General features: G+C 67.8%; 15 protein-coding genes. 9 read left to right on the forward strand and 6 right to left on the reverse strand.

What is annotated here, in order from left to right; translation table 11 throughout:
- Nucleotides 1-801, reverse strand: an 801-nt coding sequence (locus A5634_RS10510; protein WP_065144093.1) for a glycerate kinase, incomplete at its 3' end; no start/stop codon positions are given.
- Between the two features lie 173 nt (nucleotides 802-974).
- On the opposite strand from A5634_RS10510, the gene A5634_RS10515 reads away from it, so the two are divergent.
- The 4 genes from A5634_RS10515 to A5634_RS10530 are packed head-to-tail and all read left to right on the forward strand — an operon-like array spanning nucleotide 975 to nucleotide 3,951.
- Complete coding sequence (locus A5634_RS10515; RefSeq protein ID WP_253861551.1) at nucleotides 975-1,613, forward strand: DUF3043 domain-containing protein; 639 nt, start codon at nucleotides 975-977, stop codon at nucleotides 1,611-1,613.
- Nucleotides 1,614-1,643: 30 nt separating this feature from the next.
- Nucleotides 1,644-2,177, forward strand: coding sequence for a bifunctional adenosylcobinamide kinase/adenosylcobinamide-phosphate guanylyltransferase (locus A5634_RS10520; RefSeq protein ID WP_065143988.1), 534 nt, complete (start codon nucleotides 1,644-1,646; stop codon nucleotides 2,175-2,177).
- On the forward strand, nucleotides 2,174-3,232 hold the full coding sequence (gene cobT / locus A5634_RS10525; RefSeq protein ID WP_155769469.1) for a nicotinate-nucleotide--dimethylbenzimidazole phosphoribosyltransferase: 1,059 nt from the start codon (nucleotides 2,174-2,176) through the stop codon (nucleotides 3,230-3,232). The genes A5634_RS10520 and cobT overlap by 4 nt, the downstream gene beginning before the upstream one ends.
- The gene (locus A5634_RS10530) at nucleotides 3,229-3,951 is read left to right on the forward strand and encodes an adenosylcobinamide-GDP ribazoletransferase (protein ID WP_065143989.1); all 723 of its coding nucleotides are present in this window, start codon (nucleotides 3,229-3,231) and stop codon (nucleotides 3,949-3,951) included. The genes cobT and A5634_RS10530 overlap by 4 nt, the downstream gene beginning before the upstream one ends.
- A 5-nt stretch (nucleotides 3,952-3,956) precedes the next feature.
- Here the strand turns inward: A5634_RS10530 and A5634_RS10535 are convergent, their stop codons facing one another.
- On the reverse strand, nucleotides 3,957-5,075 hold the full coding sequence (locus A5634_RS10535) for a branched-chain amino acid aminotransferase (RefSeq protein WP_065143990.1): 1,119 nt from the start codon (nucleotides 5,073-5,075) through the stop codon (nucleotides 3,957-3,959).
- A 54-nt stretch (nucleotides 5,076-5,129) separates the two neighbouring features.
- The gene (gcvT, locus tag A5634_RS10540; protein WP_065143991.1) at nucleotides 5,130-6,233 is read right to left on the reverse strand and encodes a glycine cleavage system aminomethyltransferase GcvT; all 1,104 of its coding nucleotides are present in this window, start codon (nucleotides 6,231-6,233) and stop codon (nucleotides 5,130-5,132) included.
- Nucleotides 6,234-6,269: 36 nt separating this feature from the next.
- Between gcvT and A5634_RS10545 the strand changes: the two genes are divergently transcribed.
- Entirely contained in the window at nucleotides 6,270-7,367 is a 1,098-nt protein-coding gene (locus A5634_RS10545; RefSeq protein WP_155769470.1) for an adenylate/guanylate cyclase domain-containing protein, read from the forward strand.
- 49 nt (nucleotides 7,368-7,416) lie between these two features.
- On the forward strand, nucleotides 7,417-8,973 hold the full coding sequence (locus tag A5634_RS10550; RefSeq protein WP_437339963.1) for a leucyl aminopeptidase: 1,557 nt from the start codon (nucleotides 7,417-7,419) through the stop codon (nucleotides 8,971-8,973).
- A gap of 3 nt (nucleotides 8,974-8,976) precedes the next feature.
- Here the strand turns inward: A5634_RS10550 and A5634_RS10555 are convergent, their stop codons facing one another.
- Nucleotides 8,977-10,590 carry a phytoene desaturase family protein gene (locus A5634_RS10555; protein WP_065143993.1) on the reverse strand — a complete coding sequence of 538 codons (1,614 nt, stop codon included), beginning with the start codon at nucleotides 10,588-10,590 and terminating at the stop codon, nucleotides 8,977-8,979.
- A gap of 2 nt (nucleotides 10,591-10,592) precedes the next feature.
- The gene (locus A5634_RS10560) at nucleotides 10,593-11,057 is read right to left on the reverse strand and encodes an SRPBCC family protein (protein WP_065143994.1); all 465 of its coding nucleotides are present in this window, start codon (nucleotides 11,055-11,057) and stop codon (nucleotides 10,593-10,595) included.
- Nucleotides 11,058-11,195: 138 nt separating this feature from the next.
- Between A5634_RS10560 and A5634_RS10565 the strand changes: the two genes are divergently transcribed.
- The gene (locus A5634_RS10565; RefSeq protein WP_065144096.1) at nucleotides 11,196-11,540 is read left to right on the forward strand and encodes an aminopeptidase; all 345 of its coding nucleotides are present in this window, start codon (nucleotides 11,196-11,198) and stop codon (nucleotides 11,538-11,540) included.
- Between the two features lie 5 nt (nucleotides 11,541-11,545).
- On the opposite strand, the gene A5634_RS10570 is transcribed toward A5634_RS10565, so the two are convergent.
- Nucleotides 11,546-13,327, reverse strand: coding sequence for an SDR family oxidoreductase (locus A5634_RS10570; RefSeq protein WP_065143995.1), 1,782 nt, complete (start codon nucleotides 13,325-13,327; stop codon nucleotides 11,546-11,548).
- A 230-nt stretch (nucleotides 13,328-13,557) separates the two neighbouring features.
- Here A5634_RS10570 and sucB point away from each other — a divergent pair, with 230 nt between their 5' ends.
- Complete coding sequence (sucB, locus tag A5634_RS10575) at nucleotides 13,558-15,387, forward strand: 2-oxoglutarate dehydrogenase, E2 component, dihydrolipoamide succinyltransferase (RefSeq protein WP_065143996.1); 1,830 nt, start codon at nucleotides 13,558-13,560, stop codon at nucleotides 15,385-15,387.
- Between the two features lie 4 nt (nucleotides 15,388-15,391).
- Complete coding sequence (locus A5634_RS10580; protein WP_065143997.1) at nucleotides 15,392-16,315, forward strand: TIGR01777 family oxidoreductase; 924 nt, start codon at nucleotides 15,392-15,394, stop codon at nucleotides 16,313-16,315.
- Nucleotides 16,316-16,325: the final 10 nt, after the last annotated feature.

Here is a 16,325-nt window from a genome sequence, read left to right on the forward strand (position 1 = left end):
GCCGGTCACGATCATGTCCGCGTCGGCCAGATCGTCGTCGAAATTCGTCAGCTCGGCGAAAATCGCGGCACCGGATTCACACCGTGCGCCCAGCGCCAGCAGCGCCGCCCCGATACCGCCCGCCGCTCCCGCTCCGGGCTCGGCGCTCACGTCACGCCCAGCGACGGTGTCCAGCACCAGCGCCCACGCCTCGAGGCGGACCTCCAGCTTCGCGACGGTAGCGGTATCCGCGCCCTTCTGCGGCGCGAACACCCGCGCCGAACCCCACGGTCCCAGCAAGGGATAGTCCACGTCGGAAGCGGCGATCAGGTCGACGCCGGCCATCCACTTGCGGGCCGCGTCCAGTCCGCCCAGCTCGTCGACCATCCCTTGCCCGCCGTCGGTGCACGCGCTGCCGCCCAGTCCGACCACGATGCGCACAGCCCTGGCTTCCAGCGCGGCGCCGATGAGCTGGCCCACGCCCCGGCTGTGCGCAGCCATCGCGGTCTCCGGGGTCGGCGGACCACCCAGCAGCGCCAGCCCGCAGGCCTGGGCGCATTCCAAATACGCGGTCCGGGTGTGCTCGTCGAACACCCAGCTGGCAATGACATCGGTGTCCAGCGGCCCGCTCACCCGCAGCCGGCGCAGGCCCCCGATCCGGCTGGCCAGCACCTCCACGAACCCCGGCCCGCCGTCGGACTGTGGCGCGACGATGAACGAATCTCCGGGCCGGGAACGGGTCCAGCCGGTGGCGATGGCGGCGGCGGCCTCCACCGCTGACAGGCTGTCGCCGTAGCAATCCGGTGCCACCAGTACCCGCATCGCAGGCAGCTGCAGTCTGCCGGGCCCGAGGCCACCGGCAGCATCACCCCCCGCCTGCGAGCCGTCCATCACCGTCAGACTAGGTCTAAGAGCTGGGTCGCCGCAGGCGAAGTAACCTGACGCATGTGAAGCTGCTAGGCCGCAAGGACCGTGACGAGGGTGACGAGGCGCCGGTGGCGCACGAGGAGGGCTCCAAGGGGGCCGACGAAACGGCCGAAACGGCTGGCGGTTCGCGCACCGGGCCCAAAGGCCGACCCACACCCAAGCGCAACGAGGCCAGGCGGCAAGGCCGCAAAGGCCCGGTCGCGCCGGCCCCGATGACCACGGCCGAGGCGCGTGCGCGGCGTAAGTCGCTGGCCGGCCCCAAACTCAGCCGCGAGGAACGCCGCGCCGAACGCACGGCGAGCCGGGCCCGCATGACCGATCGACGCGAACGCATGATGGCCGGTGAAGAGGGCTACTTGCTGCCGCGCGACCAAGGCCCGGTGCGGCGGTACGTCCGGGACATAGTCGACGCGCGACGCAATGTGCTCGGCCTGTTCATGCCGTGCGCGCTGGGATTGCTGTTCATCATGTTCGCCCTTCCGCAGCTGCAGCTCTACATGTCGCCCGCGATGCTGCTGTTGATGACGTTGATGACGCTCGACGGGGTCATCCTGGGCCGCACTGTGGGCCGGCGGGTGGACGAGAAATTCCCGAAGAACACCGAAAGTCATTGGAAGTTAGGCATTTACGCGGCCGGCCGCGCCTCGCAGATGCGTCGTATGCGGGCGCCGAAGCCTCAGGTCGAGCGCGGGGCCCATGTCGACTAGCAAGATCAGCTGAAAGCGGCCAGACCCCAAGTGAGAACGCTGGTACTCGGCGGCATCAGGTCGGGCAAGTCGTGCTGGGCCGAGGAAGCGATCGCGCACGCGTCGGCCCCCGATCACGCGGTCCGCTATCTGGCCGCGGGTCCGGCCGAGAACAGCGACCCGCAGTGGCGCCAACGCGTCGCCAAGCATCGCGAGCGTCGGCCCGGGCACTGGACGACGGTCGAAACCGACGAGGTGGCCGCCGAGTTGCGGCAGTCCCCCGCCACCCCGACGCTGGTCGATGACCTGGGCACCTGGCTGACCAGCGTGCTGGACCGGTACCACGGTTGGGACGGCGGATCGATCGAATCTCAAGTCGAGCAGCTGCTGGCCGCGATCGACGGCTTCTGCTCGACGCTGGTGCTGGTCAGCCCTGAGGTTGGACTGACCGTCGTGCCGGCTACCGCTTCCGGGCGCCGGTTCGCCGACGAGCTGGGCGACCTCAACCAGCGGGTGGCCCGGGTGTGTGACCGGGTGGTGTTGGTGGTGGCCGGGCAGGCCCTGACCGTCAAGGCACCGACGTGATCGGCTTCGCACCGGTTTCGCCGCCCGACCCGAGCGTCGAAGCAGCCGCCCGCGCCCGCCAGGACACGCTGACCAAACCACGGGGTGCGTTGGGCCGCCTTGAGGACCTGTCGGTCTGGGTGGCGGCCTGCCAGGGTCAGTGCCCGCCACGGCAGTTCGAGCGCCCCCGGGTGGTGGTGTTCGCCGGCGACCACGGCGTCGCCCGGTCCGGCGTTTCGGCGTATCCGCCGGAGGTCACCGCGCAGATGGTCGCCAATATTCAGGCTGGCGGAGCGGCGATCAACGCATTGGCCGAGATGGCTGGGGCGACCGTGCGCGTGGCCGATCTGGCGGTGGACACCGACGAGCATCTCGCTGTGGACAAGTTCAGCGACAAAATTCGGCGTGCCAGCGGCGACATCGCCGTCGAGGACGCGCTCACTGACGACGAGACCGCCCGCGCCATCGCAGCCGGTCAGCAGATCGCCGACGACGAGGTCGACGCGGGAGCCGACCTGCTCATCGCCGGGGATCTGGGTATCGGCAACACCACCCCCGCGGCGGCCTTGGTGGCGGCGCTGACCGGTACCGAACCGGTCGCGGTCGTCGGTTTCGGCACCGGCATCGACGACGACGCCTGGTCACGCAAGACGGCCGCGGTGCGCGACGCGCTGTTCCGGGCCCATCCGATCAAGGACAATCCGGTCGCCCTGCTGCGCACTTGCGGCGGCGCGGATTTCGCTGCGATTGCCGGCTTCTGCGCGCAGGCCGCGGTCCGGCGTACCCCGCTGCTGCTGGACGGCATGGCGGTAACAGCCGCGGCCCTGGTCGCCGAGCGGCTGGCGCCGGGTGCCCGGCAATGGTGGCAGGCCGGTCACCGGTCCACCGAACCGGGACACACGCTGGCGCTGCGGGCTCTGGACTTGGAGCCCATCGTGGATCTGCGGATGCGGTTGGGCGAGGGCACCGGCGCCGCCGTGGCCCTGCCGGTGCTGCGGGCCGCGGTGGCGGCGCTGTCATCAATGGCGACGTTCACCGAGGCCGGGGTGTCCGGACCTGCCAATCCGACATCGTGATCCGTTCGCTGGCAACGGCTTTCGCGTTCGCAACAGTGTTGCCGTCTTCGGCAGCCGGGCCGATGGGCCGCGGCGCGATGACCGCGCTACCGGTGGTCGGCGCCGCGCTGGGCGTGCTGGCTGCGGCGGTGGACCGCGCGGGCGCGCTGGCGTTCGGCCCGTCCAGCGCGTTGTCCGGACTGCTCGCGGTGGCGGTACTGCTGCTGGCCACGCGCGGGCTGCACATCGACGGCCTCGCCGATACCGCCGACGGGCTGGGCTGCTACGGGCCACCGGCGCGGGCGCTGGCGGTGATGCGCGACGGTTCGTCCGGGCCGTTCGGGGTCGCTGCCGTCGTCGTGGTCATCGCGGTGCAGGGCGTGGCGTTTTCGATGCTCGGGTGGGTGGGGATCGTCGTGGCCGTGTCCTGCGGTCGGGTGGGCGCGGTGCTGGCCGCGCGGCGCTCGGTGCCCGCGGCCGAGGGCAGCGCGTTGGGTGTCCAGGTCGCCGGAACCCAACCGGTCGCGGTGGTGCTGGCGTGGACGGCCGTCCTGGTGGCCGGGTCGGTGCTGGCGGCTCCCAGGCCCTGGCAGGGCCCGGTGGCCGTGCTGCTGGCGCTGGCTTGCGGGGCGGCATTGGTCGCACATTGCGTGCGCCGGTTCGGCGGCATCAGCGGTGACGTGCTAGGTGCGGTGATCGAGGTGACGACGACGGTTGCGGCGGTCGCCTTAGCTGCGTGAGCAGGCTAGCCGAGGCGCGACATCCAGTTGTGGGTGTCGGCGAAGGTGCCGCGCTGAATGCCGGTCAACGTGTCCCGCAGCGCCATGGTCACCTCGCCGGGTTTGCCGTCGGCGATGGTGAACTCCCCATCGCCGTGCTTGACCCGCGCGACCGGGGTGATCACCGCGGCGGTCCCGCAGGCGAACACCTCGGTGATCTCCCCCGAGCCGGCCTTCTTCTCCCACTCGTCGATGTCGATCTTGCGTTCCTCGACCGCGAAGCCGGCATCAAGTGCCAACTGCAGCAACGAATCTCGCGTAATGCCAGGCAGCAACGAACCGGACAGCTCGGGGGTGACCAGGCGCGCCGAGCCGCCACTGCCGAGCACGAAGAACAGATTCATGCCGCCCATCTCCTCGACGTAGCGGCGTTCCACACCGTCCAGCCAGACCACTTGGTCGCAGCCGTTCTCGGTGGCTTGGGCCTGGGCCAGCAGCGAGGCCGCGTAGTTGCCGCCGAACTTGGCCGCGCCGGTGCCGCCCGGGCACGCCCGCACGTATTCGGTGGAGATCCACACGGTGACGGGGCTGATGCCGCCCTTGAAGTAGGCACCGGCCGGTGAACCGATCAACAGGTAGCGGTACTCCTTGGCCGGCCGCACGCCCAGCCCCGGCTCGGTGGCGATCATGAACGGCCGCAGGTACAACGCCTCTTCACCGCCGGCCTTGGGCACCCAGACATTGTCGACGGCGACGAGTTGGCGCAACGATTCCAGGAACACCTCGTCGGGCAACTCCGGCATCGCCAGGCGCCGCGCCGACGAGCGCAACCGGGCCGCGTTGGCGTCGGCGCGAAACGAAACCACCGAACCGTCGGTCCATCGATAGGCCTTGAGACCCTCGAACACCTCTTGCGCGTAGTGCAACACGATGGCCGACGGGTCCAGCTCGATCGGGCCGTAGCCGATGACCCGAGCGTTGTGCCAACCCTGCCCGCCCACATCCGGCGACACGTAGTCGATGGAGACCATGTGATCGGTGTGGTACCTGCCGAAGCCGGGGTCTGCCAGGATCGCTGCCCGCTCGGTCTCGGTCGCGGGATTCTCCGCGCGCGAAACCGTGAAGTCGAGAGGGCCGCTGGTCATGGGGAAGATTCTATAACCGTGCGCGAACGGGTTTTTGCCACGCGAAATGCCTGCCTAGCGTGTTTTCAGTTCGACGAATGGTGGGCGCACCACCTCGCACTCGACGGCGCGGCCGCGGACGTCGACGGTGATTTGCTGGCCGTCTTCGATCCCGGCGTCGGTGTCGATCAGCGCCAGCGCGATGCCGCGCTGCAAGGTCGGGGAAAACGTTCCCGACGTGGTGGTCCCGACGGTCTGGTCGCCGTCGAGCACGTTCAGGCCCGGGCGCAGCACCCCGCGACCCACCATGCGCAGCCCGCGCAGCAGCCGCCGCGGCCCGGCTTGTTTTTCTGCCAGCAACGCGTCGCGGCCGAAGAACGCGTCCTTTTTCCAGCCGATCGCCCACCCGCAGCGGGCCTGCAGCGGCGAGATGTCTAGGGACAGTTCGTGCCCATGCAGGGGGTAGCCCATTTCGGTGCGCAGCGTGTCGCGCGCGCCGAGACCGGCCGGTTGCCCGCCGGCGTCGGCGACGGCGGCCACCAGGGCATCGAATACGACCGCCGCGGAATCCCACGGCGGCAGCAGCTCGTAACCGTGTTCGCCGGTGTACCCGGTACGGCAGACCCGCACCGGCACACCCGAATACGTCGCGTCGTCGTATCCCATGTAGTCCATGTCGGTGGGTAGATCAAGCGCACTGAGCACGTCGGTCGATCGGGGTCCCTGCACGGCCAGCACCGCGTAGTCGCGGTGCAGGTTGGTGATGGTCAGATCGGCCCTCGAATGGGCCTGCAGCGCTTGCACTACGGCGGCGGTGTTGGCTGCGTTGGGCACCAGGAAGATCTCGTCGTCGTCGACATAGTAGGTGATCAGGTCGTCGATCACGCCCCCGGAATCGTTGCAGCACAACGTGTATTGCGCTTTACCCGGTCCGATGCGGGCCAAGTCGTTGGTGAGAGCGGCGTTGACGAACTGCGCCGCTCCGGGCCCTTTGACCGACGCCTTGCCCAGGTGGCTGACGTCGAACAGCCCGACCGCCTCGCGGGTTGCGTTGTGCTCTCCGACGGTCCCGGCATACGACACGGGCATCAGCCAGCCGCCGAATTCGGCGAAATTCGCCCCCAACTCGCGGTGGCGGTCTTCCAGCGGTCCCTGCAACAATTCCGGCGCATCGGTCACGGCGTCCCACCCTAAACCAGGGGCTCGGCTGGCACACTGAGGCAGGTGTTCGACTGGGACGCGCTGGAAGCCGCCGGTATCGCGAACCCGCGCGAGCGCGCCGACCTGATCAAGTACCTCGACGACCTCGGCTTCACCGTCGGCCAGATGGCCGAGGCCGAGCGACGCGGCCGCCTGTTCGGGCTGGCCGGCGACGTCCTGCAATGGTCGGGCCCACCGATCTACACGGTCGCGGGCGCGGCCGAACAACTCGGGCTGTCGACCGATGAGGTTGCGCACGCCTGGGCACTCCTGGGCCTGACGTTCGCCGGACCCGATGTGCCGGCGCTCAGTCAGGCCGACGTCGACGCCCTTGCGACCTGGGTGGCCCTCAAGACGGTGGTCGGCGAGGACGGCGCGTTCGGCCTGCTGCGCGTTCTGGGCGCCACAATGGCTCGGCTGGCCGAGGCCGAGTCGACGCTGATCCGCACCGGCACACCCGACATCCAGATGACGCACACCCATGACGAGTTCGCCACGGCCCAGGCCTACCGCTCGGTCGCGGAGTTCGTGCCGCGGATCGGGGCACTGATGGACATCGTGCACCGACATCATCTGTCCAGTGCCCGAACCCATTTCGAGGGCGTCATCCGTGACACGACGGCAAGCGTGGTGTGCGGGATAGGTTTTGCCGACCTGTCCGGATTCACCGCGCTCACCCAGGCGCTCACCCCGGCGCAATTGTCGGAGTTGCTCAACGAGTTCGCCGGCGCGGTGTCCGATGTGGTGCATGCCGATGGCGGTCGGGTGGTGAAGTTCATCGGTGACGAGGTGATGTGGGTGAGTGCGAGACCCGAGCAGCTCGCCAACGCCGCCACCGACCTTGTCAACCATCCGAAGGCAAGCGAAGAAGGGTTGCAGGTCCGCGCCGGGTTGGCGTTCGGCACCGTCCTGGCCATCAACGGCGACTACTTCGGCAACCCCGTCAACCTGGCTGCGCGATTGGTTTCAGCAGCGACGCCCAGGCAGATCCTTGCCGATTCAGCCTTGCGCGAGCGCCTGCCGGACTGGCCAGCGACGCCGCGTGGACCGTTGACGCTCAAGGGTTTTGGCGCCCCGGTACCAGCCTTCGAACTTGGTGAGCGACCCGCATAGCGCGACGCTGGCGCGGCGGGCCTCGGCCGCCCGACTAGGGTTGATGCCCGTGACCACCAGCTCATCGGGGTACCAGGCTCCCACTGTCAACGCCGCCACGTCGCTGCCCAAACGCGGTTTGGGCGCGACGGTATTGCTGGTGCCGGTCGTGTCGTCCGGCCAGGACGACGGGCCCGGCAACGCGTCGGTCCCCGCCGTCGCGGCAGAGCTGCTGCCCGCCGAAGCGGTCGCGGAGATCGAGGCAGGCCTGGCGGCCCTGGGCGCCACCGGCAGCACCGAGCAGGTGCACCGCCTGGTGGTGTCGTCGCTGCCGGTAGCCAGCGTGCTGACGGTCGGGCTGGGCAAAGCGCGCTCCGAATGGCCGGCGGACCTGTTACGCCGCGCTGCCGGGGTTGCGGCGCGCTCACTCGGCACCGCCGAAGCCGTGATCACCACACTGGCCGACTTGCCCGGCGAGCAGATCTGCGCAGCCGTCGTCGAGGGTTTAATCCTGGGCAGCTACCGGTTCAGCGCTTTCCGCAGCGCCAAGACCGCGCCCAAGGACGCCGGGCTGCGCAAGATCACCGTGTTGTCGAGCGCTAAGGACGCGAAGAAGGCCAGCGCGCACGGCGCCGCCGTGGCCGCCGCGGTCACCACCGCCCGCGACTTCGTCAACACTCCCCCAAGCCATCTGTTTCCCGCTGAATTCGCAAGGCGTGCAAAGGAACTGGGCGAGTCCGTGGGCCTTGAGGTGGAGGTGCTCGACGACAAGGCGCTGAAGAAGGCCGGATACGGCGGTGTGATCGGCGTCGGCCAGGGCTCCTCGCGGCCGCCGCGATTGGTGCGGTTGATCCACCGTGGCTCGCGGCTGGCCAAGAACCCCAAGCAGGCCAAGAAGGTGGCGCTGGTCGGCAAGGGTGTCACCTTCGACACCGGCGGTATCTCCATCAAGCCGGCCGCCGGGATGCACCACATGACCTCGGATATGGGCGGAGCGGCCGCGGTGATCGCCGCGGTGACCCTGGCCGCGCAGCAGGAGTTGCCGATCGACGTGATCGCGACCGTGCCGATTGCCGAGAACATGCCCTCGGCCACCGCGCAGCGGCCCGGCGACGTATTGACCCAGTACGGCGGCATCACGGTCGAAGTGCAGAACACCGACGCCGAAGGCCGCCTGATCCTGGCCGACGCGATTGTGCGGGCCTGCGAGGACAACCCGGACTACCTGATCGAGACCTCCACCCTGACCGGCGCACAGACGGTCGCCCTGGGCGCCCGCATTCCCGGTGTAATGGGCAGCGAAAAGTTCCGTGACCGCGTTGCCGCGATCTCCCAGCGGGTGGGCGAGAACGGTTGGCCGATGCCGCTGCCCGACGACCTCAAGGATGACCTGAAGTCCACGGTGGCCGACCTGTCCAACATCAGCGGGCAACGTTTCGCGGGCATGCTGGTCGCCGGGGTCTTTCTGCGCGAGTTCGTCGCCGACTCGGTGGACTGGGCGCACATCGACGTGGCCGGGCCCGCCTACAACACCGGCAGCGCGTGGGGCGCCACCCCGAAGGGCGCTACCGGCGTGCCGACCCGGACCATCTTCGCGGTGCTCGAGGACATCTGCGAAAACGGTTAGCCATTAACGGTTGAACCCGCGGCCCTTGGTCAGCAGCGACGTCACGACTCGATTCGCCCGACGCCGCGGCCAGCCGCTGATGCCGTCGGCTGCCAGCGCCGCACGGGCCGCGTTTCGACCGCAGGCGCCGTGCACAGAGCCACCCGGAGTTGCCGAGGCGCTACCCAGATACAGCCTCTCGATTGGGGTTTCGGCCCGGCCCATGCCGGACGCCGGGCGAAAGATCAGCATTTGCTGTAGTTGCGCGGTGCCGCCGTTCAGCGCGCCCAGGTGCAGGTTGGCGTCGCTGGCTTCCAAATCCGAGGGCCGTTGCACAAAACGGTGCAACACGTGGGCACCGAAACCCGGTGCGTGTTCGGCGATTACCTCGTCCATCGAGTCAGCGAGTTTTTCCGCAGCGGCGTCGTCGGCCACGTTGCGGGGCAAATGCGTGTAGGCCCAGACGCTTTCGGTACCGGTCGGTGATCTACTCGGGTCGGCGGTGGTGGTCTGACCCAAAAGCATGAACGGGTGCCGCGGGACCACCCGGGTGTTGACGTCGGCCATCCAGCGCACCAACCCGGGTCCGTCGGCGCCGAGATGGACGGTACCCACGTTGGCCAAATTTGCTGCGCGCCAAGGGATGCGATGATCGAGTGCGTAGTTGACCTTAACCACGGGCGGATCCCAGATGTAGTGCTCGAGTTCGCTGCGCAGGCCAGGCGGAACCGCACCGGCCGGCACCATGTCGCAAAACAGCCGCGGTGCCGTTACGTCTGCCACGACGGCGCGACGGGCCCGAACCGATCGCCCCTGGGTCGTCTCGACTCCTACCGCCCGGCCCCCGCGCACCTGGATGCGAGCGACGTTCTGGTTGCATTCGATCTGCGCGCCTGCCGAACACGCGCGCTTTACCAAGGCTGCGGTCAATTGACCCGAACCGCCCACCGGCACCGGCCAACCACCGTCCTGGGCAAGCATGGACATCAGCAGTCCCATCACCCCACTCAGCGGCGCGTCCAGTGGGATATCGGCATGTAACGCGTTGCCTAGCAACATCAGTCGCGGTGCTTCACCGGCAAAGAGCCGGTCCACCATGGTGTTGGCGGGCTGCACCAACAGATTGGCCAATCGCACGGCATCGGACGTGCCGAGCTTGAGCAGCAGCGAAATCAACGGACGCACCGGCGGAAATGGCGCCAACAATGCTTGCAGCAGTGGCGATCTGATCTTCTGCCACAGCTGTACTATCCGCCACCAGTTGTCGCCATCGGTGGGTTCGCGACGCTCGAACTCCGCCGCGGTGCGCGCCGGGTCGCGGTAGATGATCGGCGGGTCGTCGTCGGTGGCGCTGCGTGGATGGCCCACCACCGCCGGAGCATGAGACCAGCGCAACCCGTGGTCCTCCAACTGCAGGGCCGCGATGGCTGGCGAGGCGACGGTCATGGGATAGAAGGAGCTGAACAAATCGGTGATGTAGCCCGGCGTCAGCTCGATACTGCGCACCGCGCCACCCGGCTCGGGTTGAGCCTCCAATACCAGCACGTCCCAACCCGCGTCGGCTAGCAGTGCGGCCGCAACCAATCCGTGGTGTCCGGCTCCGATCACGACCGCGTCGACCGTGGCGGTCGACTGCACCGCTATCCGACCTGGCTGGGCTTGAGACGTTCGGCGAGTGCTCCCAGGCGCCACAGACACTCTCGATTGCGCGGGTAGACCGCCACCAGCGAGAGACGATTCGGCATCAGACTCGCCGGCCCGGTCACCGGCACCTCGATCATCTCTATCCGGCAGCCGTCGGCAATATCACTGAGCCGCAGCGTGATACGGGCGGCGCCCAACAATCCGATGCGCGCTTTCAAGACGAGTTCTTCGCCGGGTGTGCAGCTTTCGACCTCGGTCTGGTCGTCGATCACCAGCGGCCACACCCCGACCGAATGCTTGATAGCCGAACCCGGCTCCGGCCAGTTCGCGTCGACCGCCCGAGTCCGGCTGTTGCCCACCACCCACTGGGTGTACGTCCACCCGTTAGCTATCACGTCCCATACGGCTTGGCGCGACGCCGATACGTCCCGGACGGTGCTCAGTTCTTTGGTCAATGTCATGGCATCACGGGTACCCCCGGCGCCGGAAAGTACCGCCGGAAGTGGCGAACTTCTAACTCCGTTTAGCGACGAGATGCAGCGGCTAATCCATGCGGGCAACGGAATCGTTCTCCGAAAGGCCCGATGATGACCCCGATGATGACTAAGCGAAGGTTGATTATCGCTGTAGGGGCGGTGCTCTTGCTGACTGGCGTTATCGGCCTGCTGGTCCCCGTGACGGTGGCGAACAGCAACGGCGGTTCGATTAGCTGCGGCAACGGGGTTGTCAGCGATCTCGACGGCGCGCGGGCGGCCAACGACCGCAGCGTCGCCAATATTCCGATCCTCAATCAGATCGTTCCGCACACCGACTTCGTGGCCGAATGCGAGTCCGCGGTGTCGAGTCGCCGGACGTGGACGATCCCGTTGACGGTGATTGGCCTACTCGGTGTTGCCGGTGTCCTGCTGATGCGGCGCACCGAGGGCAAGCCGGTCGGCGTCTAGATCGACTAGATCACCCGCATCCGCGCGGTGCTGCGCAACGCCTGCGGCAGCACCCGCGACACTCCGTACAGCGCGTAGGCCTCGAACGTGACCGGACGGATTGGCTTGTTCTTCTTGACCGCGGACACGATCGCGTTGGCGACCTTGTCGGGCCCGAACCTGCGGATGTCGAACATCCTGTCCAGCTGGCCACGCCGGCCGTCTACGTGCTCGTCGCCCTTCGCGCCCGCGTCGAATCGGGTGGCCGCGATGATGTTGGTATCGATGACTCCCGGGCAGATCGTGGTCAGGCCGACGTCGGCGGCGTCGAGTTCGGCACGCAGGCAGTCGGAGAACATGAACGTCGCCGCCTTCGAGGTGCAATAGGCGTTCAGCGACTGCAACGGCGCGTAGGCCGCCATCGACGACACGTTGACGATGTGGCCGCCGGTGCCGCGCGCAACCAGCCGCCGACCGAACGACCGGCAGCCGTTGACCACGCCGCCGAGGTTGACGTCGAGCACCCGTTCGAACTGTTCGGGTGGGGTGTCCAGGAATCCACCGGCCTGGCCGATGCCGGCGTTGTTGACGACGATGTCGGGCACACCGTGCTCGGTGCAGACCCGTTCGGCGAACGCCTCGACTGCGTCAGCGTCGGACACGTCGAGCACGTATGGGTGCGCGACGCCGCCACGCGAGGCGATCTGGGCCGCCGTCTCCTTGACGGTGGCTTCGTCGATATCGCTGATGACGATTTCGGCGCCCTCGCGCGCGAAAGCGATCGCCGTCTCCCGCCCGATGCCGCTGCCGGCGCCGGTGATCGACACCAGCGTGTCGCCGAAGTATCCGCGTGGGCGGCCGACCTGCGCGCGCAGCAATGCCCGGCTGGCCGGCTTGCCCTCGGCCAGATCGGCGAAGTCGTGCACCGCCGACGCCATCACCTGCGGATGCGACATCGGCGAGAAGTGGCCCGCCCGGATGTCGCGTCGCCACAGCCGCGGCACCCAGCGCGCGGTCTCGTCGTAGCCGTGCGGCCGCACATACTTGTCCCTGGTGTTGACGATCAGCTGCACCGGTACGTCCACGACGTGCACGTCTTGACGGCGGAACTTGCCCGAGTACGAGCGCCAGTAGTTCGCCGGATACACCTTCACCGAATTCGCTGCGTCGCTGGCGATGTTGTCGGAGTGGCGGATCTGCTCGACCGGGATGTTGTCGACGACGTTGCGCCGCACCGTGGCACTGCGGAACGCCAGCCGAAGCAGCAGCGGCGCCAGCACCGGTATCGAGAAGAACGCCATGTAGGTCAAGCGCGCGGCCTGGCTGACCGCCCGGGCAAACTGGCGCGGCCGCCACGGCTGCCGCAGGCCACCGAACACGAAATTGACCAGCTGGTCGTGTGCCGGCCCGGACACCGAGGTGAATGACGCGACGCGGTCGCTGGCTCCGGGCCGGCGCAGGTATTCCCACACCCCCACCGAACCCCAGTCATGGGCCAGCACGTGGACTGGCTCTCCGGCGCTCAACTCGCCGATGACGGCGGCGAAGTCATCGGCGTAGCGGGCCATGGCGTACGCGGAAACTGGCTTCGGTGCCGACGACAAGCCGACACCGCGGTTGTCGTACCGGATGATCCGAAAGCGCTGCGCGAGCAGCGGAACAACCCCGTCCCACAACACATGTGAGTCCGGCCAGCCGTGCACCAGCACGACGGTTTGGCCTTCGCGATTGCCCTCTTCGTACACCGCGATGCGGGCTCCGTCGGCGCTGTCGACGAATTGCTGGGGTGCGTGCTGTGTTGCCGGCATGAAACCTCCGCCACCTGCGATTTGCTGTCTGCGATCAGTGGCCACACGGTAGCAAGGACGTTCGGCGCGACACGCACCCGAAGTCGCCGCGCCCTGAATGTAGGCCGCTGGTGGCAGAGTGACAGGATATGTCTTGACCTCGCGATGGGTGCCGCATCGGGTTGGTGATGTTGTGGTAAGCCAGAGGTGGACCTGCGCCGATCCGACGACCGTTCGAGGAGTCAACAGAGATGGCCTTCTCAGTCCAGATGCCGGCACTTGGTGAAAGCGTCACCGAGGGAACGGTCACCCGCTGGCTCAAGCAGGAAGGCGACACGGTCGAAGTCGACGAACCGCTCGTCGAGGTCTCGACCGACAAGGTGGACACCGAGATTCCGTCGCCGGCCGCGGGCGTGCTGACCAAGATCGTCGCGCAGGAGGACGACACGGTCGAGGTCGGCGGCGAACTCGCCGTGATCGGCGATTCCGACGACGATTCGGGCCAGGATGGCGGAGATGACTCCGAGCCCGCCCAGGAGGAATCCAAGTCCGAGGAGCCGGCACAAGCAGAGTCCGAAAGCGAGTCGGAGCCCGAGAGCGAACCGGAGTCCCAAAGCGAACCGGAGCCGGAGTCCAAGCCGGAGAAGTCCGGTGAGTCGTCCGGCGGTGGCGACGCGACGCCGGTGACGATGCCCGAATTGGGCGAATCGGTTACCGAAGGCACCGTCACCCGTTGGCTGAAGAAGGTCGGCGATTCGGTCCAGGTGGACGAACCGCTGGTGGAGGTCTCTACCGACAAGGTGGACACCGAGATCCCGTCGCCGGTGGCTGGGGTGCTGGTCAGCATCACCGCAGAGGAAGACGACGTCGTCCAGGTCGGCGGCGAGTTGGCCAAGATCGGCAGTGGCGACGCCCAGCCGTCCGAAAAGTCTACCGAGCAAGCCAAGCCGAAAGAGGAAGCCAAGCCCGAGCCGGAACCCGAGCCGGAACCCGAACCCGAGCCGGAACCCGAGGCTAAAGAGGAAGCCAAGCCCGAGCCCAAAGAGGAAGCCAAGCCCGAGCCGAAGAAAGAAGAACCTAAGCGCGAGCCGGCCAAATCCGAGCCCGAAACTGCCGAGTCCGACGGTGCCCCGTATGTGACGCCGCTGGTGCGAAAGCTGGCCGCGGAGAACAACATCGACCTCGCAGAGGTGACCGGCACCGGTGTCGGTGGCCGCATCCGCAAGCAGGACGTCCTCGCCGCCGCCGAAAAGAAGTCAGAGAAGAAGCAACAGCCGCAGCAGGGCACCGAAAAGCCGGCCGCGCAACCCTCGGCCCCGGCGGCCAAGTCCGCGGCCCCCGCGCCGTCGCTGGCCCATCTGCGCGGCACCACCCAAAAGGCCACCCGGATTCGCCAGATCACCGCCAAGAAGACCCGCGAATCCCTGCAGTTGACCGCCCAGCTCACCCAGACCCACGAGGTCGACATGACCAAGATCGTGGCGCTGCGGGCGCGGGCGAAGACCGCGTTTGCCGAACGGGAAGGGGTGAATTTGACCTACCTGCCGTTCATCGCGCGGGCGGTCATCGACGCCCTCAAGGTCCACCCGAACGTCAACGCCAGCTACAACGAGGAATCCAAGGAGATTACCTACTACGACGCCGAGCACCTTGGGTTCGCCGTCGACACCGAGCAGGGGTTGCTCTCGCCGGTCATCCACAACGCCGGCGATCTGTCGCTGGCCGGGCTGGCCCGGGCGATCGCCGACATCGCCGCCCGCGCCCGGTCCAACAAGCTCAAGCCCGACGAGTTGTCCGGCGGCACGTTCACCATCACCAATATCGGCAGCCAGGGCGCGTTGTTCGATACCCCGATCCTGGTGCCGCCGCAGGCGGCGATGCTGGGCACCGGCGCCATTGTCAAGCGGCCCAGGGTGATCGTCGACGACATGGGCAACGAGTCGATCGGCGTGCGATCGGTCAGCTATCTCCCGCTGACCTACGATCATCGGCTTATCGATGGCGCCGACGCCGGGCGCTTTGTCACCACGATCAAGCAGCGGCTCGAAGAGGGAGCCTTCGAGGCCGACTTAGGGCTCTGAGAAGGTGGCTCAAGCCGTTCCCAAAGCAGTAGTCGCTATTGCCGGTTCGTCCGGCCTCATCGGTTCCGCACTGACCGCGGCGCTGCGCGCCGCCGACCATGAAGTGCTGCGGATCGTGCGGCGTACGCCGGCGAAATCAGAAGAGCTGCACTGGAATCCGGAAAGTGGCGAGTTCGATCCGGACGCGCTCGCCGATGTCGACGTGGTGGTCAATCTGTGTGGCGTCAACATCGGTCAGCGCCGCTGGTCGGGCGCGTTCAAGCAGAGCTTGCGCGACAGCCGCCTCGCTCCGACCGAGGTGCTGGCCGCCGCCGTGGCCGAGGCGGGCGTCGGCACCTTGATCAATGCCAGCGCGGTGGGCTACTACGGCAACACCCGCGACCGTGTGGTCGACGAAAACGACCCAGCCGGACGCGGATTCCTGGCGCAGTTGTGCGTGGACTGGGAGGCCGCCACGCTGCCGGCCCAGTACGCGGGCACCCGAGTGGTGTTGGCCCGCACCGGCCTGGTGATGGCTCCGGCGGGTGGTGCGCTGCGGATGATGCGACCGGTGTTCTCCGTGGGCCTGGGCGCCCGGATCGGCAGCGGCCGTCAGTACATGTCGTGGATCAGCCTCGAGGACGAGGTGCGGGCACTGCTGTTCGCGATCTCGCACCCCACCCTCTCGGGACCGGTGAACATGACCGGTCCGGCGCCGGTCACCAACGCCGAGTTCACCACCGCGTTCGGCCGCGCTGTCAATCGTCCAACACCGTTGGTGCTGCCCGGCTTCGCGGTGCGTGCGGCGCTCGGTGAATTCGCCGACGAGGGACTGCTGATCGGGCAACGCGCTATTCCGACGGCGTTGGAGCAGGCCGGTTTTGTGTTCCACCACAACACAATTGGCGAGGCGCTCGACTACGTCACCGCCCGCCGCGAGCGGGACTGAGGACCCAGCA

This window comes from Mycobacterium asiaticum (assembly GCF_001673365.1).
In the GTDB taxonomy this organism is placed as follows: domain Bacteria; phylum Actinomycetota; class Actinomycetes; order Mycobacteriales; family Mycobacteriaceae; genus Mycobacterium; species Mycobacterium asiaticum_A.